General features: G+C 71.3%; 18 protein-coding genes. 12 read left to right on the top strand and 6 right to left on the bottom strand.

Features of this window, described 5'->3' with window-relative positions:
• The first annotated feature begins 270 nt into the window (after nucleotides 1–270).
• The 6 genes from afsR (at nucleotide 271) to CCL05_RS26105 (ending at nucleotide 7,169) form a co-directional block, all read left to right on the top strand.
• Nucleotides 271–3,264 carry an SARP-family global regulator AfsR gene (gene afsR, locus CCL05_RS26130; protein ID WP_086562936.1) on the top strand — a complete coding sequence of 998 codons (2,994 nt, stop codon included), beginning with the start codon at nucleotides 271–273 and terminating at the stop codon, nucleotides 3,262–3,264.
• A 221-nt stretch (nucleotides 3,265–3,485) separates the two neighbouring features.
• Nucleotides 3,486–3,671 carry a hypothetical protein gene (locus CCL05_RS26125; protein WP_037671516.1) on the top strand — a complete coding sequence of 62 codons (186 nt, stop codon included), beginning with the start codon at nucleotides 3,486–3,488 and terminating at the stop codon, nucleotides 3,669–3,671.
• 185 nt (nucleotides 3,672–3,856) lie between these two features.
• Complete coding sequence (locus tag CCL05_RS26120) at nucleotides 3,857–4,144, top strand: hypothetical protein (protein ID WP_425275944.1); 288 nt, start codon at nucleotides 3,857–3,859, stop codon at nucleotides 4,142–4,144.
• 128 nt (nucleotides 4,145–4,272) lie between these two features.
• A complete protein-coding gene (locus CCL05_RS26115) occupies nucleotides 4,273–5,508 on the top strand; it encodes an amidohydrolase family protein (RefSeq protein WP_086562935.1) in 1,236 nt (411 codons plus the stop codon).
• A 2-nt stretch (nucleotides 5,509–5,510) separates the two neighbouring features.
• Nucleotides 5,511–6,428 carry a TIGR03619 family F420-dependent LLM class oxidoreductase gene (locus CCL05_RS26110; RefSeq protein ID WP_086562940.1) on the top strand — a complete coding sequence of 306 codons (918 nt, stop codon included), beginning with the start codon at nucleotides 5,511–5,513 and terminating at the stop codon, nucleotides 6,426–6,428.
• 102 nt (nucleotides 6,429–6,530) lie between these two features.
• Nucleotides 6,531–7,169, top strand: coding sequence for a response regulator transcription factor (locus CCL05_RS26105; RefSeq protein ID WP_086562934.1), 639 nt, complete (start codon nucleotides 6,531–6,533; stop codon nucleotides 7,167–7,169).
• 20 nt (nucleotides 7,170–7,189) lie between these two features.
• Here CCL05_RS26105 and CCL05_RS26100 read toward each other — a convergent pair whose 3' ends face one another.
• Together CCL05_RS26100 and CCL05_RS26095 are read right to left on the bottom strand one after the other, a co-directional pair.
• Nucleotides 7,190–7,981: a hypothetical protein gene (locus CCL05_RS26100; RefSeq protein WP_086562933.1), complete on the bottom strand. Its 792-nt coding sequence runs from the start codon at nucleotides 7,979–7,981 to the stop codon at nucleotides 7,190–7,192.
• A gap of 62 nt (nucleotides 7,982–8,043) precedes the next feature.
• On the bottom strand, nucleotides 8,044–8,787 hold the full coding sequence (locus tag CCL05_RS26095) for a hypothetical protein (RefSeq protein WP_086562932.1): 744 nt from the start codon (nucleotides 8,785–8,787) through the stop codon (nucleotides 8,044–8,046).
• A gap of 168 nt (nucleotides 8,788–8,955) precedes the next feature.
• Between CCL05_RS26095 and CCL05_RS26090 the strand changes: the two genes are divergently transcribed.
• The 4 genes from CCL05_RS26090 (at nucleotide 8,956) to CCL05_RS26075 (ending at nucleotide 14,231) form a co-directional block, all read left to right on the top strand.
• Nucleotides 8,956–9,726, top strand: a complete 771-nt coding sequence (locus tag CCL05_RS26090) for an SDR family NAD(P)-dependent oxidoreductase (RefSeq protein WP_086562931.1) — start codon at nucleotides 8,956–8,958, stop codon at nucleotides 9,724–9,726.
• A gap of 117 nt (nucleotides 9,727–9,843) precedes the next feature.
• Nucleotides 9,844–10,962 carry an LLM class flavin-dependent oxidoreductase gene (locus tag CCL05_RS26085; RefSeq protein ID WP_086562930.1) on the top strand — a complete coding sequence of 373 codons (1,119 nt, stop codon included), beginning with the start codon at nucleotides 9,844–9,846 and terminating at the stop codon, nucleotides 10,960–10,962.
• 90 nt (nucleotides 10,963–11,052) lie between these two features.
• Nucleotides 11,053–12,783 carry an N-acyl-D-amino-acid deacylase family protein gene (locus tag CCL05_RS26080; protein WP_086562939.1) on the top strand — a complete coding sequence of 577 codons (1,731 nt, stop codon included), beginning with the start codon at nucleotides 11,053–11,055 and terminating at the stop codon, nucleotides 12,781–12,783.
• Nucleotides 12,780–14,231 carry an aldehyde dehydrogenase family protein gene (locus CCL05_RS26075; protein ID WP_086562929.1) on the top strand — a complete coding sequence of 484 codons (1,452 nt, stop codon included), beginning with the start codon at nucleotides 12,780–12,782 and terminating at the stop codon, nucleotides 14,229–14,231. The genes CCL05_RS26080 and CCL05_RS26075 overlap by 4 nt, the downstream gene beginning before the upstream one ends.
• Before the next feature lie 21 nt (nucleotides 14,232–14,252).
• Here CCL05_RS26075 and CCL05_RS26070 read toward each other — a convergent pair whose 3' ends face one another.
• Genes CCL05_RS26070 through CCL05_RS26060 form a run of 3 tightly spaced genes read right to left on the bottom strand, consistent with a single transcriptional unit; the run spans nucleotide 14,253 to nucleotide 15,744 of the window.
• The gene (locus tag CCL05_RS26070) at nucleotides 14,253–14,645 is read right to left on the bottom strand and encodes a nitroreductase/quinone reductase family protein (RefSeq protein ID WP_086562928.1); all 393 of its coding nucleotides are present in this window, start codon (nucleotides 14,643–14,645) and stop codon (nucleotides 14,253–14,255) included.
• Between the two features lie 45 nt (nucleotides 14,646–14,690).
• Nucleotides 14,691–14,879, bottom strand: coding sequence for a DUF397 domain-containing protein (locus CCL05_RS26065; RefSeq protein ID WP_086562927.1), 189 nt, complete (start codon nucleotides 14,877–14,879; stop codon nucleotides 14,691–14,693).
• Between the two features lie 10 nt (nucleotides 14,880–14,889).
• Nucleotides 14,890–15,744: a helix-turn-helix domain-containing protein gene (locus CCL05_RS26060; RefSeq protein ID WP_086562926.1), complete on the bottom strand. Its 855-nt coding sequence runs from the start codon at nucleotides 15,742–15,744 to the stop codon at nucleotides 14,890–14,892.
• 210 nt (nucleotides 15,745–15,954) lie between these two features.
• Between CCL05_RS26060 and CCL05_RS26055 the strand changes: the two genes are divergently transcribed.
• Both CCL05_RS26055 and CCL05_RS26050 read left to right on the top strand, forming a co-directional pair.
• Nucleotides 15,955–16,395 (top strand): ATP-binding protein, encoded by a 441-nt coding sequence (locus CCL05_RS26055; protein WP_086562925.1) that lies wholly within the window; start codon nucleotides 15,955–15,957, stop codon nucleotides 16,393–16,395.
• A 101-nt stretch (nucleotides 16,396–16,496) separates the two neighbouring features.
• Nucleotides 16,497–16,772 carry a hypothetical protein gene (locus CCL05_RS26050; protein ID WP_063888989.1) on the top strand — a complete coding sequence of 92 codons (276 nt, stop codon included), beginning with the start codon at nucleotides 16,497–16,499 and terminating at the stop codon, nucleotides 16,770–16,772.
• A gap of 85 nt (nucleotides 16,773–16,857) precedes the next feature.
• Here the strand turns inward: CCL05_RS26050 and CCL05_RS26045 are convergent, their stop codons facing one another.
• Nucleotides 16,858–18,369: a CehA/McbA family metallohydrolase gene (locus tag CCL05_RS26045; protein ID WP_086562924.1), complete on the bottom strand. Its 1,512-nt coding sequence runs from the start codon at nucleotides 18,367–18,369 to the stop codon at nucleotides 16,858–16,860.
• Between the last annotated feature and the right edge of the window lie 83 nt (nucleotides 18,370–18,452).

Below are 18,452 nucleotides of genomic sequence, written 5' to 3'. Positions count from 1 at the left end.
CCCCCACCCCTCACCCCCGCCAACACGGGAAACTGGAGCGTATGGGCGCCTTACGGCCTCCGTTACCCGGGAAACTCCCCTGCCCCGTGACCCAATCGCTCCAACCTCCTCCTGGTGCCGACGCGGAGTGAAGTCCCCTGGAAGCGGAGAGAGTGTGCGGACCTTGTGGACTCCCGTGCGTCGCCCTGTGATCGGTGTCTCCCACGGCTGACGTATCCGCCGCGCACAAGGCAAACTGGCGTGGTTGCTCAGGATGTCTAGGGGGACTGCATGGACGGTGTACCGGACGGTGTACCGCGCGTACCGGAGCAGCGGCGTTCCGACTCCCCGGCGAAGCCGCCGGAGCCGGCGGGGGCGACGGGGCCGACGGCGCTGCGGTTCGGCGTGCTCGGACCGGTGCGCGCCCGGCGGGGCGACGAGCCGCTCGCCACCGGTTCCCCCCAGCAGCGCGCCCTGCTCGCCGCCCTGCTGCTGCGTGAGGGCCGTACGGCCACGGCCGCGGAGCTGATCGACGCCCTGTGGGGCGAGGAACCGCCCTCGCAGGCCCTGGCGGCGCTGCGCACGTACGCCTCCCGGCTGCGCAAGGTGCTGGACCCCGGTGTCCTGGTCAGCGAATCCGGCGGCTACGCGGTACGGGGCCTCGGCGACGGCGCCCTGGACCTGACCGTCGCCCAGGACCTGGCGACCGAGGCGGAGAAGGCCCGGTCGGCCGGCGACCTCTGCCACGCCCGGGACGTGCTGCGGCGGGCCCTCGCCCTCTGGGACGGGGAGACCCTGGCCGGCGTGCCCGGCCCGTACGCGGAGGCACAGCGCGTCCGCCTGGAGGAGTGGCGGCTCCAGCTCGTCGAATCCCGGCTGGACATGGACCTGGAGCAGGGCTGCCACGCGGAGGCCGTCTCGGAGCTCACCGCCCTCACCGCGGCCCATCCGCTGCGCGAGCGGCTGCGCGAGCTGCTGATGCTGGCGCTGTACCGCAGCGGCCGCCAGGCCGAGGCCCTCGCGGTGTACGCCGACACGCGCCGCCTGCTCGCCGACGAACTGGGCGTGGACCCGCGCCCCGGCCTGAGCGAACTGCAACAGCGGATCCTCCAAGCGGACCCCGGTCTCGCGGAGCCCTCCTCCCCGGCCCCCGAACCGGCCGCCGCCCCGGTCCGTCCGGCGCAGCTGCCCGCGACGGTGCCGGACTTCACCGGCCGCTCCGGCTTCGTGCGCGAGCTCGGCGACATCCTGGCCTCGGCCGACAACCGGGTCATGGCGGTCTCGGCCCTGGCCGGCATCGGCGGCGTCGGCAAGACGACCCTCGCCGTGCACGTCGCCCACCAGGCGCGCGGGGCCTTCCCGGACGGGCAGTTGTACGTCGACCTCCAGGGCGCGGGCGCCCGGGCGGCGGATCCGGAGACCGTCCTGGGCTCCTTCCTGCGCGCCCTCGGCACGGCCGACACGGCGATCCCCGACTCCCTGGAGGAGCGCGCGGCGCTGTACCGCTCGGTGCTGGACGGCCGCCGCGTCCTGGTCCTGCTGGACAACGCCCGCGACGCCGCCCAGGTACGCCCCCTGCTGCCCGGCGCGGACGGCTGCGCCGCGCTGGTCACCTCCCGGGTGCGGATGGTGGACCTGGCGGGCGCCCACCTGATCGACCTGGACGTGATGGCACCGGACGAGGCCCTGGCCCTGTTCACGAGGATCGTCGGCGAGGAGCGGGTGGCGTCCGAGCGGAAGGCCGCCCTGGACGTGGTCGCGGCCTGCGGCTTCCTGCCGCTGGCGATCCGCATCGCGGCCTCCCGCCTGGCGGCCCGCCGTACCTGGACCGTGTCGGTCCTCGCGGCGAAGCTCGCCGACGAACGCCGCCGCCTGGACGAACTCCAGGCCGGCGACCTGGCGGTGAAGGCCACCTTCGAACTGGGCTACGGACAGCTGGAGCCCGCCCAGGCCCGTGCCTTCCGCCTGCTCGGCCTCGCCGACGGCCCGGACATCTCCCTGCCGGCCGCGGCGGCGGTCCTCGACCTTCCGGTCGAGGACACGGAGGACCTCCTGGAGTCCCTCGTCGACACCTCCCTCCTCGAATCGGCCGCTCCCGGCCGCTACCGCTTCCACGACCTCGTCCGGCTCTACGCGCGTGCCTGTGCGGAAAGGGACGAACTCCCGCCGAGCGAGCGGGGGGCGGCGCTGTCGCGGCTGCTGGACTTCTACCTGGCGTCCGCGGCCGGGGTGTACGCGATCGAGCGGCCCGGGGACGGGCTGGTGGACCGCCTGGAACCGGCCTCGTACCCGGGGCTGCGGTTCGACAGCCGGCACGCGGCGCAGGACTGGCTGTACGCGGAGGCCATCTGTCTCCTCGCGTGCGTACGGCAGTCCGCGGGGCTGCCCGACACCCTCCCCCGGGCGATCGACCTGCTGTGGGCCGCGCACGACCTGTCGGAGTCGGGCGCCAACTCCCGGGAGTACGAGGCGACGGCCGGGGCGCTCCTGGACGCGGCGCGGCAGTTCGGCCTCGTGCGGGCGGAGGCCCGGGCGCTCATGACGCTCGTCAACGTCCATCACGTCGGCGGCCGCTTCGAGCGGGCGGACCAGGAGGCGGAACGGGCCATCGTCCTCGCGCAACAGGCGGGCGACCTGCTTCCCGTCTGCTGGGCCAGCAACGCACGCGGCATCATCGCGCTCTACCAGAACCGGCACGAGGACGGCGAGGAGCACCTCTCCCGGGCCATCGAGCACTTCCGGGCCCTGGGCGACCGTCCAGGGGAGGCCGCCGCGCTGTGCAACCTCTCGCGGATCCACCTCGCGACCGGGCGGACCCAGAGCGCGGTCGAGCTCGCCCAGGAGGGCATCGACATCTACGACGCCATGGGCAACTCCATGCGCGGGGCGAACGCCCGCTACGCCCTCGGCCTCGCCCTCACGCAGAGCGGTGAGCTGGGCGACGCGGCCGGGCGGCTCCAGGAAGCGCTGGAGGTGTTCCGGGACAGCAGGCAGCGCCTGTGGGAGGGCATGAGCCTGTTCCGGCTGGCCGAGGTGGATCTCGCCGCCCGGCGCCCCGCACAGGCCGCCGCCAACGCCGAGATGGCCCTGACCGTGCTGCGCGGCATCGGCGGGGAGTGGCGGCGGGGCAACGTCCTGACCGTCCTCGGCCGCGCGCTCAGCGGCATAGGGCAGACCGGCCGGGCGCAGGTGTGCTGGCAGGAGGCGGCGGCGATCTACGAGGAGCTGGGCTCGCCCGAGGCCGCCGAGGTGCGCGCGCTGCTGTCGCCGGTGCGGGCGGCCTGAGGCCTGGCGTGCCCCGCGTTCATCGTTCGTTTATCGCTCCGCGCCATGCTTGAGGCAGTCGATCCGTCGCGTCGGGGGGCAGACGGGTCACTGCGCAGGGCCTGCCACCGCCGAACCAGGGTGAGCGGCCCAGGCGGGCCCGCCCCGGTCGCCCTCGGGGGAGTGACCGGGCGGGCCCGCCGACCGCACTGCTTGATCCATGCCAAGGGGAGTTGACGATCATGGGCGACGAGCTCAAGCCGCAGGACCTGCACGCCACGGGCGGCACGGACGGCGAGGCCTCGACGGAGGACCTGCACGCCACGGAAGAGGGGGCCGTGCGGACGCAGGACCTGCACGCCACCGACGAGCCGCTGGAGACCAAGGACCTGCACGCCACGTCGGAGCCCTTCAAGCCGACGAAGTAAGCCATCTCCACACGGGGTTCGGCCGCGGCGGCGCGGAGGGGGAGCCGTCGCGGCCGATGTGTGTCCGCAGACGACCTGGGCAGCTCCGGGTAACCCCTTCGCAGGGGTCGGCGAGAGCCCGCCGATGGCTCGGCCTGTGCGACCCCCGGGCCGGGTCGCCGGCCGAGACCGTGGCTCGCCTGCGCATGGCCGACGCCGGCCTCCGGCCCGAGAGTCAGGTCCAGCTGTTCACCCCTCTCGGCCGACGCGTCGTCCTCGACTTCCTCTTCCGGCGTGAGGGCCTGGCCGTCGAGATCGAGGGGTACGCCTACCACGGCACACGCGAGGCTCATCGACGGGACGTCTCCCGCTTCAACCAGGTCCTCCAGTGCCCCGAGGTGCGCAGTCTCCTGCGCTTCACCGCCCAGGACGTGTTCCACAACCCGGCCCGAATGATCACCGAGATCCGAGCGGCGTTGGCCGCCTCGGGGTGAAGGGTGGGGGATTGGAGCAGATGGGCCAACGGGCTACGGACACGCCCAGGTGTGCTGTGGCCGGCGGGGCCCAAACGCTCCGGTATCCGTAGCTGACGATCCGTCAGATCGGCGCTACCGTGAGTCCCATGGACAGCCACGCGAGCACGTTTCCGCTGATCATCTCCGTGGACGACCACACCGTGGAGCCCGCGAACGTCTGGCAGGACCGGCTTCCGGGTAAGTACCGGGGGGCCGGTCCACGGATCGTGCGGGCGCCCGTGAAGGAGATGACGTTCCTCGGAGGGCGCTTCAAGCCCGTCATGGGCGCGCCCGGCGACGAGGGTCCCGTCGGTGACTGGTGGGTCTACGAGGACCTCCGCCGGCCCCTGACCCGCCTCGACACCGCCGTCGGGTACGACAGGGACGAGATACGCCTGGAGGTCATCACCTACGAGCAGATGCGGCCCGGTTCCTACGACGTCCCGGCCCGGCTCGCCGACATGGACGTCAACCACGTCCAGTCCGCCCTCTGCTTCCCGACGTTCCCGCGTTTCTGCGGCCAGACCTTCACCGAGGCCAAGGACCACGAGCTGGGTCTGCTCTGCGTCCGCGCCTACAACGACTGGATGGTGGAGGAGTGGTGCGGGCCCGAGGCGCACGGGCGGCTCATCCCGCTGACCCTGATCCCCCTCTGGGACCCCGAGCTGGCCGCCGAGGAGGTCCGGCGCAACGCCGCCCGCGGGGTCCGTGCCGTCGCCTTCTCCGAGATACCGCCGTACCTCGGGCTGCCCTCCGTCCACACCGGCGACTGGGACCCCTTCCTCGCCGCGTGCGACGAGACCGGCACGGTCGTCGCCATGCACATCGGCAGCAGCAGCCGTATGCCCTCCACCTCCGCCGACGCCCCGCCCGCCGTCGGCTCCACCATCACCTTCGCCAACTGCTGCTTCTCGATGGTCGACTGGCTGATGAGCGGCAAGTTCGAGCAGTTCCCGAATCTGAGAGTGATGTACGCCGAGGGGCAGATCGGCTGGATCCCCTACATCCTGGAGCGCGCCGACGTGGTGTGGGAGGAGAACCGCGGCTGGGGCGGCGTCGCCGACAAGGTGCACCGGCCGCCGTCAGAGCTGTTCGCCGAGCACGTCTACGGCTGCTTCTTCGACGACGCCTTCGGGCTGCGCAACCTGGACGCGATCGGCGTGGGCAACGTCCTCTACGAGACCGACTACCCGCACTCCGACAGCACCTGGCCCAAGTCCCGCGAGGTCGGCGAGGCGCAGATGGGGCACCTGGAGCCGGAGGTCGTGGAGCGGATCGTGCGGCGGAACGCGATCGAGCTGCTCGGGCTGACCGACGACGGGCTCTGGGACGGGCCGCGGTGAGCCTGTCGTACGGGATCCAGCTCCCCGTCCAGTCCCAGAGCACGCTCTACGCCGAGCCCTGGGAAGCCGCCGCCGGACCCGAGGACCTGCTCGCCGTGGCCCGTGCCGCCGACCGCGCCGGTTTCGCCTACCTGGCGTGCTGTGACCACGTCGCCATCCCGCGCCGCCTCGCGTCCGCGATGAGCACGGTCTGGTACGACCCGGTCGCCACCCTCGCCTTCCTCGCGGCGGCCACCGAGCGGACCCGGCTGCTCAGCCACGTCGCCGTGGTCGGACTACGGCATCCGCTGCTGACCGCCAAGCAGTACGCCACCCTCGACCACCTCTCGGGCGGCCGGCTGGTCCTCGGGGTCGGGGCCGGGCACGTGCGGGAGGAGTTCGAGGCGCTGGGGGCCGACTTCGAGCGGCGCGGCGCCGTGCTGGACGAGACGATCGACGCCCTGCGCGCCGCCCTCGGGCCGGAGGAGTTCCCCGAACACCACGGCAAGCTGTACGACTTCGAGGGCCTCGGGCAGCGGCCCCGCCCGGTGCGGGACCGGGTCCCCGTCTGGGTCGGCGGGTCCTCGCCCGCTGCCCTGCGCAGGGCCGCGCTCAAGGGCGACGGCTGGCTGCCCCAGGGAGACCCGAGGGGCGTGCTGCCGGACCGCATCGCGCGGATACGGCGGCTCAGGCAAGACGCCGGGATCGAGGGGCCGTTCACCGTGGGCGCCATCGCCGAGCCCCTGTACGTCGGGACGCCGGGCTGGGACGTGGGGCGGCGCACGGTCAGCGGGCCCGCCGGGGCGATCGCCGAGTCGCTGCGGGCCTATCGCGCGATGGGGGTGGACCAGGTCCAGGTGCGGTTCCGCAGCCGGAGCCGGTCCGAACTCGTCGCCCAGGTCGAGCAGTTCGGGGAGGAGGTCGCGCCGCTGCTGCCGTAAGCGCGTTCCTTGAAAGCTTGAACATGTCCACGCCGATCTCCGTATGGACGGACGTACGGACACGTACGGACACGTACGGCTTCGGCGGAAGGACACAATGACGTGCGCACTTCCCGGAAACTCTCCGTCGCCCTCGCCTGCCCCGAGGGTCCCTGGCCGCATCCCGACTGGCCGGCGCCGGACGACCCGTACGTCGAGCGGGCGGTGAGCCTGCGCCCGCCCCCGCCCTTCCGCGTCCCGGACGGCGTCGACGTCGTCGTCCTGCGCTGCGCCGAACCGGTCGACGGACTGCGGGAGTTGCGGGCCGGCGGCGTGCCGGTGATCGTGATCGGCCCGGACCGGGACACCGAGACGATCGTGGAGGTGTTCCGGGGCGGCGCCGGGTACCTGGTCGAGGGCGACTACTGCACCTGCATGCTCTCCTCGGCCGTCGTCGGGGCCACCATCGGGCACACCTACCTCTCGCCCGCGGCCTGCGCGGCCCTGCGCGAGGGGGCCCGGCGGGCGTCCCCCGAGGACACGGCGCTGGAGCGGCTGCGCGGGCGGCTCTCCCCGCGCGAGCGGCAGATCATGGAGCTGCTGTCGACCGGGCTGGGCGCGCAGGAGATCGGGCTGCGGTTACGGCTGAGCGAGAAGACCGTCCGCAACAACCTCAGCAACATCTACGCCAAGCTGGACGCCCGCGGCAGCACGGACGCGGTCCTGAGGTGGCTGGGAGCCGCGCCCGTGCTTCGCATCTGAGAACCTCAGAAGCGGTTCATCTACTGGGCCGGAACATCCGACAGCGGGATCTCGACGTCGGTGACGTTCTCGCCGGCCTCACCGAATCCCGGTTCGGACCGCAGGGCGCGCGTGGAGTTCTTCAGGCCCGACGCCTCGGGCGTTCCGCACTTCACGTTGCGCAGCCACAGCCGCCCGTCGGGGGTGCCGTTCTTCAGGATCTGCGGATAGAAGACGTGCACGCTCGTGGCGCCCTCGCTCGGGGAGAAGAAGACCGTGCCGCCGTCCTGCGCCTCCTTGTACGTGGCCTTGAGGTAGCCGCTCACGTCGGTGCGCTTCGCGGACCACATGAAGAACCCGACGCTGTCGGGCTGCACGGTGTCCGTCCTGCTGAACTGCAAGGTGGTCGTCTTGTCGTCACGCGTGATGTTGATCTCGGAGGTGCTGAACTTCACGCCGATCTCGAAGAAGGAATTGCCCAGTTTCGTGTCGGCGCCCGCGGTGAATCCGTCCTCCAGCTGAATGGTCCTGGTGACGGACGTGCTCACGTTGAAGGTCTTCGAGGCGGCGGACGTCGATCCGCAGTTGTCGGTCACCGCGGAGACGCGCTGGTTGGGGCCGAGGCTGTTCCGCTTGAACTGGACGTCGACGAACTCGCAGTTCTCCAGCTTGTCGGAGTCCGCCGCGCAGTCGGCGGTCACCTCGGAGGGGGTGGCGGCACCCGCGGGGTTCATCAGCGGCACGGCCACCGCGACGGCCGCGACCGGCGCCAGGGCGAGGGTGATGCGCTTCTTCCTGCTCCGGTGGCTTCTCGAGCGGCCGGTGCGTGTCATGGGGTTCTCCTGTGGGGGAAGGAAAGTGGGGGAAGGGAAGAGGGAAGCGGTCGTTCGGTCGGTCAGCAGTCGGTCAGGACGGCCTTGGAGGTGCCGTCCACGACACCCGGGGCGCCGGCCGCGCCCGGCAGCACGACCGGGCCCTCGACGACCTCCGGTGCGACGAAGTTCTGTTCCGGAGTGGCGTTGGTGACGGTCGTCGCAGCACGGGCGTCGATCCGCACCCGCCATTCGCCCGTCATGCGCTGCATCTTCGGCGTGAACTCCATGTGGAGCACCTTGCCGACCGGGACCTCCCGCTGTTCGGTGTCACCGGCGGTCGCCGACTTGAGAGTCATGTCGAGGGTGCCCTTGTGCTTGACCCAGGATCCGCTCAGCGCCCCGAAGAGCCCTCCGGCGCCACCCTGCTGGGTGACGGTGTACTTGCCCTGACCCTGTGCGGTCGTCGCCTGCCAGGTGACCGACACCTTCGCCGGTTCGGTGGCGTTGGGTTCGCAGTTCGGGAAGTCGATGGAGGCCTTTTCGGTCGGCCCGTCGAAGGTCTCGAACTTGGTCTCGACGAAATCGCAGTTGTCGGACGCGAAACTCGGGCCGGCGATGGGATGGCCGCCGAAATCGGAGATGGACTGCTGCTTTCCGTTGAGCACCTTGGCCCGCTGGCACATCGTCATGATCTGCTCGGGGGTCTTCTCGTCGGCGGCGTTCGCCGACGGCAGCAGAACCGCGGCCACGGCACCACCGGTCACGAGAGCCGCTCCGATCGCGACGATCCTGGTCTTTCTGTTCTTCAGTCTCCTCTTGGCCATGGGGCCGATCCTGGAAGGTCCCGACCGGCCCCGACAGGGTCAAACATCCCTACTTGCGGGTTACGTGAGATTCGCCTCAGCAACGGCCGGGGACTTGTATCTGACGCTCTGTCAGGTATGCCGGTACGATGCCGAGTCCACCGGGTCCACCGCGCGAAGGGGGCTGCCATGGGCAAGCTCGACGGACGGGTCGTCATCATCACCGGCGCCGCGCGCGGCCAGGGCGAGCAGGAGGCCCGGCTGTTCGCGGCCGAGGGCGCCCGGGTGGTCGTCGCGGACGTCCTCGACGACCGGGGCGAGGCCCTCGCGAAGGAGATCGGCGCCCGCTACGTCCATCTCGACGTCGGCCGGGAGGACGACTGGCAGGCGGCCGTCCGTGCCGTCCAGGACGCGTACGGCCGGGTCGACGGGCTGGTCAACAACGCCGGCATCCTCCGCTTCAACTCCCTCCTCGACACACCCCTCGACGAGTTCATGCGGGTCGTCCAGGTCAACCAGGTGGGCTGCTTCCTCGGCATCAGGGCCGTCGCGCCCCAGATGGCTGACGGGGGCACGATCGTCAACACCGCCTCGTACACCGGCCTGACCGGGATGGCGGCGGTGGGCGCGTACGCGGCGAGCAAGCACGCCGTGGTCGGGCTGACCCGGGTCGCCGCGCTGGAGCTGGCCGGGCGGGGGATACGCGTCAACGCCGTCTGCCCGGGCGCCATCGACACCGCGATGTCCAACCCGGCCCGGCTGGACCCGGACGCCGACGCGGAGGAGACGGCCCGGGGGCTCGACCGGCTGTACCGCAAGCTCGTGCCGCTGGGGCGGGTCGGGCAGCCGGAGGAGGTGGCGCGGCTCGCCCTGTTCCTGTCGTGCGAGGACTCCTCCTACATCACCGGGCAGCCGTTCGTGATCGACGGGGGCTGGCTGGCGGGAGTGAGCGTCGTCTGACCCGGCCGCCGCTGCTCTGACGGGCCGTCAGCTATTGACGCTCCAGGGGAGCGGTGGAACAGTCGGAGCCATGTATCTGACGAACCGTCAGAACTGACTGTGGGGCGGTGAATCTCCTTGGAATTCGGGGTCTTCGTACAGGGATACGTGGGCAAACGGGCCGAGACCGACCCGCTCGCCGAACACAAGGCGCTGATGGAGGAGACCGAGTACGTCATCCAGGCCGACAAGTCGGGCTTCAAGTACGCCTGGGCCTCCGAGCACCACTTCCTGGACGAGTACTCGCACCTGTCCGCCAACGACGTCTTCCTCGGGTACCTGGCACACGCCACGGAACGGATCCACCTGGGCTCGGGCATCTTCAACCCCCTCGCCCCGGTCAACCACCCCGTCAAGGTCGCCGAGAAGGTCGCGATGCTCGACCATCTCAGCGAGGGGCGGTTCGAGTTCGGCAGCGGGCGGGGCGCCGGCTCGCACGAGATCCTCGGATTCATGCCGGGGGTGACCGACATGAACCACACCAAGGAGATCTGGGAAGAGACCATCGCCGAGTTCCCCAAGATGTGGCTCCAGGACGAGTACGCCGGCTTCCAGGGCACACACTGGTCCCTGCCGCCGAGGAAGGTCCTGCCCAAGCCGTACGGCGGCTCGCACCCGGCGATGTGGTACGCGGCCGGGTCGCCGCCGTCGTACGCCATGGCCGCGAAGAAGGGGCTCGGGGTGCTCGGCTTCAGCGTGCAGAAGGTCTCCGACATGGAGTGGGTGCTGGAGCAGTACAAGACGGCGATCGTGGACGCGGAGCCGGTGGGTGACTTCGTCAACGACAACGTGATGGTGACGACCACGGCGATCTGCGCGCCGACGCATGCGGAAGCCGTGCGGATCGCGGCGAACGGGCAGTTGCACTATCTGCCGTCGCTGGTGTTCCGGTACCACGACACGTTCCCGCGGCCCGAGGGGTTTCCGGTGTGGCCGGAGACGCTGCCGGAGTACACCGAGGAGTTGGTGGAGGTCCTCATCGAGGAGGAGCTGCTGATCTGCGGGGATCCGGACGAGGTGCTCACGCAGTGCAAGCGGTGGGAGCAGGCGGGGGCGGATCAGTTGAGTTTCGGGTTGCCGGTGGGGGTGCCGAAGGAGGAGACCCTGCAGACGATTCGGCTGGTCGGGGAGTACGTGATTCCCAAGATCGATACGGATCCTGTGCATCGGACTTCGCGGTTCCGGCAGGGGGGTTGAGCGTCGTTGGCCGGTGCGGCGTGCGTTGTGGCTTGTCGCGCAGTTCCCCGCGCCCCTAGAGGGCAACGGTCTCAAGGGAGTTGAGTGGTCATGCTCGATCACGTCATCAAAGGCGCGACCGTCGTGGACGGGACGGGTGGACCGGCCTTCACCGCCGACGTCGGCATCCAGGACGGGCGGATCGCCGTCATCGGCGAGGTCGCCGGGGAAGCGCGCACGAGCGAGGACGCGCACGGGCTCGTCCTGAGCCCCGGCTTCGTCGACCCCCACACCCACTACGACGCCCAGCTCTTCTGGGATCCGTACGCCACGCCCTCCCTCAACCACGGGGTCACCACCGTCGCCGGCGGGAACTGCGGCTTCACGCTCGCGCCGCTGAACCCCGCCCGGCCCGAGGACGCCGACTACACGCGGCGGATGATGTCCAAGGTCGAGGGCATGTCGCTGGTGGCGTTGGAGGAGGGGGCACCCTGGAGCTGGCACGGGTTCGGGGAGTATCTCGACGCCCTGGAGGGGCGGATCGCCGTCAACGCCGGGTTCATGGTGGGGCACTGTGCGCTGCGGCGGTACGTGATGGGCCCGGAGGCCGTCGGCGGGCAGCCGACCGGGGAACAGCTGGCGGCGATGGTCGCGCTGTTGCGGGACGCCATGGACGCCGGGGCCTGGGGGTTGTCCACCACCCAGTCGACCAGCCACTCCGACGGCGACGGAAAGCCGGTCGCCTCCCGGCACGCCGGGCCGGCCGAGCTGCTGGCGCTGTCGCGGGCCGTCGGGGAGCACGAGGGCACACAGATCGAGGCGATCGTCGCGGGCTGCCTGGACCAGTTCAGCGACGCGGAGATCGACCTCTTCGTCGAGATGAGCGCGGCGGCGGGGCGGCCGCTGAACTGGAACGTGCTGACGATCGACGCGGCCGTTCCCGAGCGCGTGCCCCGGCAGCTCCTGGCGAGCGAACAGGCGCGGAAGGCGGGCGGCCGGGTCGTGGCGCTGACCATGCCGATCCTCACGCCGATGAACATGTCGCTGGGGACGTTCTGCGCGCTCAACCTCATCCCCGGCTGGGGACCGATCCTGGGTCTGCCCGTGCCCGAGCGGATCGAGAAGCTGCGCGACCCGGAGGTACGGGACGAGATGCTGCGGCGCGCCCGGTCCAAGGAGGCGGGTGTCTTCCGGCGGCTGGCGAACTTCGGGCGGTACGTCATCGGCGACACCTACAGCGAGGCGAACGCCGGGCTGACCGGGCGCGTGGTCGAGGACATCGCCGAGGAACGCGGGCAGGAGCCCTTCGCGTGCCTGGTGGAGATCTGCGCCAACGACGCGCTGCGCACGGTGCTGTGGCCGATGCCGCCCGACAACGACCCGGCGTCCTGGGCGCTGCGGGCCGAGACCTGGCGGCACGAGGACGTGCTGCTCGGCGGGTCCGACGCGGGCGCGCATCTGGACCGGATGTGCGGGGCGCCGTACACGACCCGGTTCCTCGGGGACTGTCTGCGCGGCCGGAAGCTGGTCGGTCTGGAGCAGGCCGTGAAGATGCTGACCGACGACCCGGCCCGGCTCTTCGGCCTGCGGCAGCGGGGGCGGGTGCGGGAGGGCTGGCACGCCGACCTCGTCCTGTTCGACCCGGAGCGGATCGACGCGGGCCCGGCCACGCTGGTGCACGACCTGCCCGGTGACAGCCCGCGGCTGGACTCCCGGGCGCTGGGCGTGCGGGCCGTGTGGGTCAACGGGGTCGAGGCGATCCGGGACGACGTCGTGACGGGCGCCGTGCCGGGGCGGGTGCTGCGCTCGGGCCGGGACACGGCGACGGTGAGCACGAGGTGACGCAGCGGCAGGCGCTGTTCGTCGGCGGCTCCTGGGTGGAGCCGGACGGCGGGCACTACGAGGTGATCGACCCGGCGACCGAGCAGACCGTCGGGTGGGCGCCGGAGGCCTCGCGGGATCAGGTGCACGCGGCCTGTGCCGCGGCCCGCGAGGCCTTCGGGCCGTGGTCGGCCACGCCCGCGGAGGAGCGGGCCGCGGTCCTCGCCCGCGCCGCGGACATCGTCCGGGACCGTGTCGTGCCGTACGCCGAGCTGGCCCGGGCGGAGACCGGCGCGACCACCGGCACCGCCCGCGCCATGCAGGTCGGGGTCGCCGCCGCCCGCTTCCGGCGCTACGCGCGCGTGGAGCCCGCCGAGTGGCCGATCCCGCCACAGATCAACGAGGCCGGCCCGATGGGGCGGGCGGGCGTGATGGGCGCCCTCGCCGTCCGTCAGCCCGTCGGGGTCGTCACCTGCATCACCTCGTACAACAACCCCTGGGCCAACCCGGCCGGCAAGATCGCCCCCGCCCTGGCGATGGGCAACACGGTCGTGGTGAAGCCGGCGCCCCAGGATCCCCTGTCGGTCTACCGCATGGCCGAGGCCCTGGAGGCGGCGGGAGCACCGCCCGGGGTGGTCAACGTGGTCAGCGGTGCCCGTACCGAGGCCGGCGAGGCGGCCGTGGACTCGCCGGACGTCGACATGGTCAGCTTCACCGGCTCCACGGCGGTCGGGCAGCGCATCGCCGAGGTGTGCGGGCGCGGCATGAAGCGGCAGTTGATGGAGCTGGGCGGGAAGGGCGCGGCGATCGTCCTCGACGACGCCGACCTCGGCTCGGCCGTCTCCGGCATCGGCACCACGTTCTCCTTCTACAGCGGCCAGATCTGCACGGCCCCGACCCGGGTGCTGGCGCAGCGGGGCATCTACGACCGCCTCGTCGGTCAACTGGCCGCATACGCCGGCCGCTTGAAGATGGGCGATCCCCGCGAGCCGGACACGGTGGTCGGTCCGGTGATCTCGGCGGCTCACCGGGACCGGGTGGAGTCGTACGTCGAACTCGGCCGGAAGGAAGGCGCGAGAGTCGTCACGGGCGGCGACCGCCCCGGCCTGCCGACCGGCTTCTACGTCACCCCGACCCTCCTCGCCGACTGCACCAACGACATGCGCGTGGCGCGCGAGGAGATCTTCGGCCCGGTGGTGGTCGTCATCCCCTTCGAGGACGAGGAGGAGGGCGTGGCCCTGGCCAACGACTCCGACTACGGCCTCATCGACTACGTCTGGTCGGCCGACGTGGCCAGGGCCTTCCGCCTGGCCCGCCGCCTGCGGTCCGGCGGCGTCGGCATCAACACCGTGGGCCGCAACATGGAGGCCCCCTTCGGCGGCTTCAAGAAGAGCGGCGTCGGCCGGGACGTCGGCTCGTACGCCCTGCACGCGTACAGCGAGGTGCAGGCGATCGTGTGGCCGGGGTGAGGCCCGCGCGCCAGGGGGTGGTCAGTCCGTCAGATCCACCCGCACGGTCAGCAGATCCGTCCCGAACGCCCGCACACCCAGCCCGTTGACCCGCGGCAGCCGCCGCAGCCGCGCCACCGGGTCGTCGTCCGGCAGCAGATGCGCGACCCCGGTGTGCCACCGCCCGCGGATCCGCACCCGCACCCGCGAATCCGCCTTGATGTTGCGCACGTACTGCGACCGCTCGCCGAACTCCGACACCAGCCAGAAGGAGTCACCGACGCGGCGACCGCCCACCGGGGTGCGGCGGGGCAGGCCCGAGACGCGGCCCTTCGTCTCCAGGACGGTCTGGAGGGGAAGGCGCCGCATCAGCGGGTTGACGCGGCGCTGGAAGGCCGTGGCGGCGCGGAACCTCAGGTCGGCGAGGCGGGACATCGTCGGGGGTCTCCTTCACGCGAAGCTCGGAGTGTGGCCCTCGGGTCAGGTGGCGGTCGTGGCCGACCTGACGTGGGCGAGCAGGGCGCGGAATGCGGTGTGGCTGGTGGTGAGGATGGCTCGGGGCGGGTCGGGGCGGTCGGTTATGTGGACGGAGTCGGGGCTGACGGATATGTGGACGCAGGCCTCCCCTTCTTGGCAGTACGACGACTTCTGCCAGCGGTGCGTGGGCATACCGGCTCCTTTACAGATTCTGGGCGATGGCGTGGATCAGGTCCTGGGACTTCTCGGGGCTGAGCGCGGCGGCCTCGACGACGTCCAGGAGTCGTCGGTACCTCTCCAAATGTGCCTCGGCGTCGAGCAGTACGGGACCGTGAAACTGGTCCAGTTGTACGGTGTCAAGCTCCCGTACGGGACCGCAGAGGTAGTTGATGGACTGGCCTGATCCCGGGAACGCCCCGACATCGAAGGGGAGTACCCGAAGGGTGATGTGGTCCCGTTCGCTCATGTCGATCAGATGCTTGAGCTGCTCGCGGGCCACCCGTCGGCCACCGACCCGCATGTGCAGGGCGGCTTCGTGGATGACGGTGCTGTACGGATTCGGGTTTTCCCGGAACACCACATCCTGGCGTTTGATGCGGTGCGAGACCCGATGCTCCACCTCCGGCGGGGTGGGAGTCGGGATCGCCTGACTGAAGATCTCCCGGGCGTGCTCAGTGGTCTGGAGCATGCCGGGGATGTGCGAGGTGAAGGCGGTACGGATGGCTGTTGCGTGATGCTCCAGCTCGGCGAGGGTGAGCAGCCCCGACGGAAGCACCTCGCGGTACGAGTCCCACCACCAGCCGCGTGTCTTTTCTCCGGCCATGTCCACCAGGGCGTCGATATAGGGCTGGTTCGTACACGAGTACACGTTGGCCATGGCCCGGACCCGGTCCGGGCTCACTCCGAACCTGGCCGACTCGACGTTGCTGAGTTGACCCGAGCTGGTGCCGAGCATCTGTGCGGCCTCGGTCGAGGTCAGGCCGGCCCGCTCGCGGAGTTTACGCAGTTCGGTCGCGAGCCGGACGCGTCGGGCCGTTGGCGCGGGCCTTGGCGTCATGAGACCTCCTCCTACTGGACGTACCGCATGCTTGTCACTCACACGAGGGAGATAGCGCCGAGATCCTTCGAAAGCTCGCAAAGCAGCTTTGCAGAGCCCCTATCTTCATTCCCGGGCACCCCGTCCGGAAGCGCACCGTGGGACGCCATGGCACAGACACCGGGCACCGTAGGCAAGACCCCAACTTCCCTGAGTGATCGGAGACTTCCGATGGCCACCGTATCCCCGTCCTGGAACTACACCCTGCACCTGCCGCACGATCCACGCGCACCCGGCATCGCACGCGGCACCCTCAGACTCATTCTCGCCGCTCACGAGATGCCTGAACTCGTCCCGACGGCGGAACTCCTGGCCGCCGAACTGCTGGCGAACTCGCACTGCCACACCAAGGGGCCCTACGCCCTTCGCGTCCGCTCGGCGGAGCCCGGCCGGCTCCGTGTGGCCGTGTGGGACACAGACCCTCGTGTCCCGCCCGGCTTCTCGAACGGAGGAACCCCGGCGCCCCCACCGGACGCCGAGCACGGCCGCGGCCTCCCCCTCGTGCGCGCCTGCGCGGACGCGTGGGGCGCCTCGGTGTTCCGTGAGCTGGGCGCGTCGAAGGGCGGCAAACTGCTGTGGGCCGAGTGCGGGGGCGGGGCGGCGGCGTGGTGAGCGGGGCTGTGCGGGCCGTAGGCCATGGAGCGCGATGCCCGTCCAGGGCGGGCGGCGCCATACTGGGAGGTGGAGCGATGCCCTTTCATCAGGAGCAGATCATGAGTGCACAGCCCGAGCACGGCTGGACAGCGATGCCGCTGCCGGAGATCCGGACCGTGGACGATTTGCGCAGTGCGCTCAGCCGCTACGGCTTCCCGGGCGACCGTGAGCGGTTCGAGGAGGAGCTTGCGGCCGCCATAGGAGCCTCCCCGACCAACGACCTCACGGGCGCCGCAGCCGTGGTCCGGGCCTACCGGCACCGGGTGCTGATCAGGAACTCGCCCGACATCATGGCGGCTCTGGAAGAGGCGCGAGCCGGGGGCGGCGGCGCGTGAACGAAGTCCCGTTGGAGGAGGCCGAGCCTGCGCGCAAGGCGTTCGGTGCACCCTGAGGGGCCCCACACCTGGTCCACACCCGATCTCACCGACGTCCCAGGAAGATCGGATTCGTGAACGCCGCCAGTGCCCCCGGCACCGGCCCCGCCGCCGCCTCGTGCCGTAGTTCCGCCCGGACGTACGCCGCGTACGACGGCGTCGTCCGCCACTCGACGACGCCCGAGCCGGACACCGGCAGGGGGGCGCTGGTGTGCAGCACGCCCTGGTCGGTGACGAAGCGGACCGTGCAGCGCGGGGCGCCCGTGACCTCCAGGCGGACGGTGACCGGGGTGTCGTGGTCCACCCGCAGCCGCTCGCCGATGCCCGCGTGGTCGCCGCGCCCGCCGGACACCCGGAACGACAGCTCGACCTTGGCGGACTCGGCGACGTACGACCGTCCCGCCCGGATGCCCTCCTGGATCGCCTGCCGGGTCAGGTCGTCGGCCAGGACGACCGTCTGGGGGTGTCCGACGGCGTCCGGGTCGCGGTGGGCGTCGCTGCTGCCCATCGCCGGGATCCAGTCGCGCCCGTCCCGTACGGACGCCACCAGCATGCTGTCCCAGTCGGCGAGGGTCACCTCGTCGTCGGGCGTGTAGGGGCCGTTCCACACCTCGACCGCGTCGGCCTCGCCGAAGCCGAACTTCCAGTTGCAGCCGACGCACGTGGCGTGCGGATGGGCGGGGACGACCAGGCCTCCGGCCCGGCGGATGCGGTGGGCGAAACGGCCGAAACGGTTGTCGCGGGCCCGGTAGCGCCAGTCGACGAAGGTGCCCGGGTCGGTGCCGAGCGCCACCACGTGGCCGTTGCGCGTGGTGACCTCCTCGCCCAGCATGACCAGCAGGTCGTCCCCGGCCACGTCCGACCAATGGGCGTGCGCCGCGTGGGTGTTGTGTTCGGAGGAGTTGATGAAGTCCAGGCCCGCCGCCCGCGCCAGCGCCCCGATCTCGGCCGGGGTGCGGCGGCCGTCGGAGTACCAGGAGTGCAGATGGCAGTCGCCCCGGTACCAGGCACGGCCCCGGCCCCTGGCCCGGTCCGGCGGGTACACCGGCCGGACGGCCTCGCCCGGCTCGCCGTACGTCAGCGTGATCGTGATCTCGTACGACAGGCCCTGCGGGGCGACCGTGTACGGGCCGAGCGCGATGTGCCAGGTGCCCTCGCGCACCGGGCCCGGGAGGTAGCCGGGCGTCGCCTCATCGGCGCGGATGAAGAACTCCGTGCGCGCCCCGCCCGACCAGCCCCGGAAGCCCCGGCCGCCGAGCTCGGTGCCGCGGTCGTCGAAGATGCCGATGTCGAGGGCGTTGCCGGTGGTGCCGGCCGGGACAGTCGGTCGGTCGTAGGTGTAGGCGACCTTGAGCTCCCGGACGCCGGACGGGACGTCGAGAGGGACGTAGACGAAATCGGGGGCGCCCGGCGGGAGGGTGCCGCGCACCGTTCTCGTCTCCTGGCCGCCGTCACGGTCTGCTGCCGAAGCGAAGCTCACGCTCCCCAACGTAAGCGCGGCGGCGGCGCCCGTCACGAACACCGCGCGTCTGCCGATACCGGTGTGGTCCTCGCACATGCTGCTGCTCCCCAGATGTCGTACGACAGGACATGGGTGGTGCGGGGGTGGTGCGTGCAACCTTTGTATTGCGCAGTGAACTG

The organism is Streptomyces africanus, assembly GCF_002150735.1.
Taxonomy (GTDB): domain Bacteria; phylum Actinomycetota; class Actinomycetes; order Streptomycetales; family Streptomycetaceae; genus Streptomyces; species Streptomyces africanus.
Note: the sequence above shows the minus strand (reverse complement) of the source record. Positions and strands in the feature narration are given on the sequence as shown.

Excerpts from the sequence above, each read along its gene's own strand:
- afsR (WP_086562936.1), top strand. The coding sequence starts at position 271 with ATGGACGGTGTACCGGACGGTGTACCGCGCGTACCGGAGCAGCGGCGT.
- CCL05_RS26125 (WP_037671516.1), top strand. The coding sequence starts at position 3,486 with ATGGGCGACGAGCTCAAGCCGCAGGACCTGCACGCCACGGGCGGCACG.
- CCL05_RS26120 (WP_425275944.1), top strand. The coding sequence starts at position 3,857 with ATGGCCGACGCCGGCCTCCGGCCCGAGAGTCAGGTCCAGCTGTTCACC.
- CCL05_RS26115 (WP_086562935.1), top strand. The coding sequence starts at position 4,273 with ATGGACAGCCACGCGAGCACGTTTCCGCTGATCATCTCCGTGGACGAC.
- CCL05_RS26100 (WP_086562933.1), bottom strand. The coding sequence starts at position 7,981 with ATGACACGCACCGGCCGCTCGAGAAGCCACCGGAGCAGGAAGAAGCGC.
- CCL05_RS26095 (WP_086562932.1), bottom strand. The coding sequence starts at position 8,787 with ATGGCCAAGAGGAGACTGAAGAACAGAAAGACCAGGATCGTCGCGATC.
- CCL05_RS26090 (WP_086562931.1), top strand. The coding sequence starts at position 8,956 with ATGGGCAAGCTCGACGGACGGGTCGTCATCATCACCGGCGCCGCGCGC.
- CCL05_RS26080 (WP_086562939.1), top strand. The coding sequence starts at position 11,053 with ATGCTCGATCACGTCATCAAAGGCGCGACCGTCGTGGACGGGACGGGT.
- CCL05_RS26070 (WP_086562928.1), bottom strand. The coding sequence starts at position 14,645 with ATGTCCCGCCTCGCCGACCTGAGGTTCCGCGCCGCCACGGCCTTCCAG.
- CCL05_RS26065 (WP_086562927.1), bottom strand. The coding sequence starts at position 14,879 with ATGCCCACGCACCGCTGGCAGAAGTCGTCGTACTGCCAAGAAGGGGAG.
- CCL05_RS26060 (WP_086562926.1), bottom strand. The coding sequence starts at position 15,744 with ATGACGCCAAGGCCCGCGCCAACGGCCCGACGCGTCCGGCTCGCGACC.
- CCL05_RS26055 (WP_086562925.1), top strand. The coding sequence starts at position 15,955 with ATGGCCACCGTATCCCCGTCCTGGAACTACACCCTGCACCTGCCGCAC.
- CCL05_RS26050 (WP_063888989.1), top strand. The coding sequence starts at position 16,497 with ATGAGTGCACAGCCCGAGCACGGCTGGACAGCGATGCCGCTGCCGGAG.
- CCL05_RS26045 (WP_086562924.1), bottom strand. The coding sequence starts at position 18,369 with ATGTGCGAGGACCACACCGGTATCGGCAGACGCGCGGTGTTCGTGACG.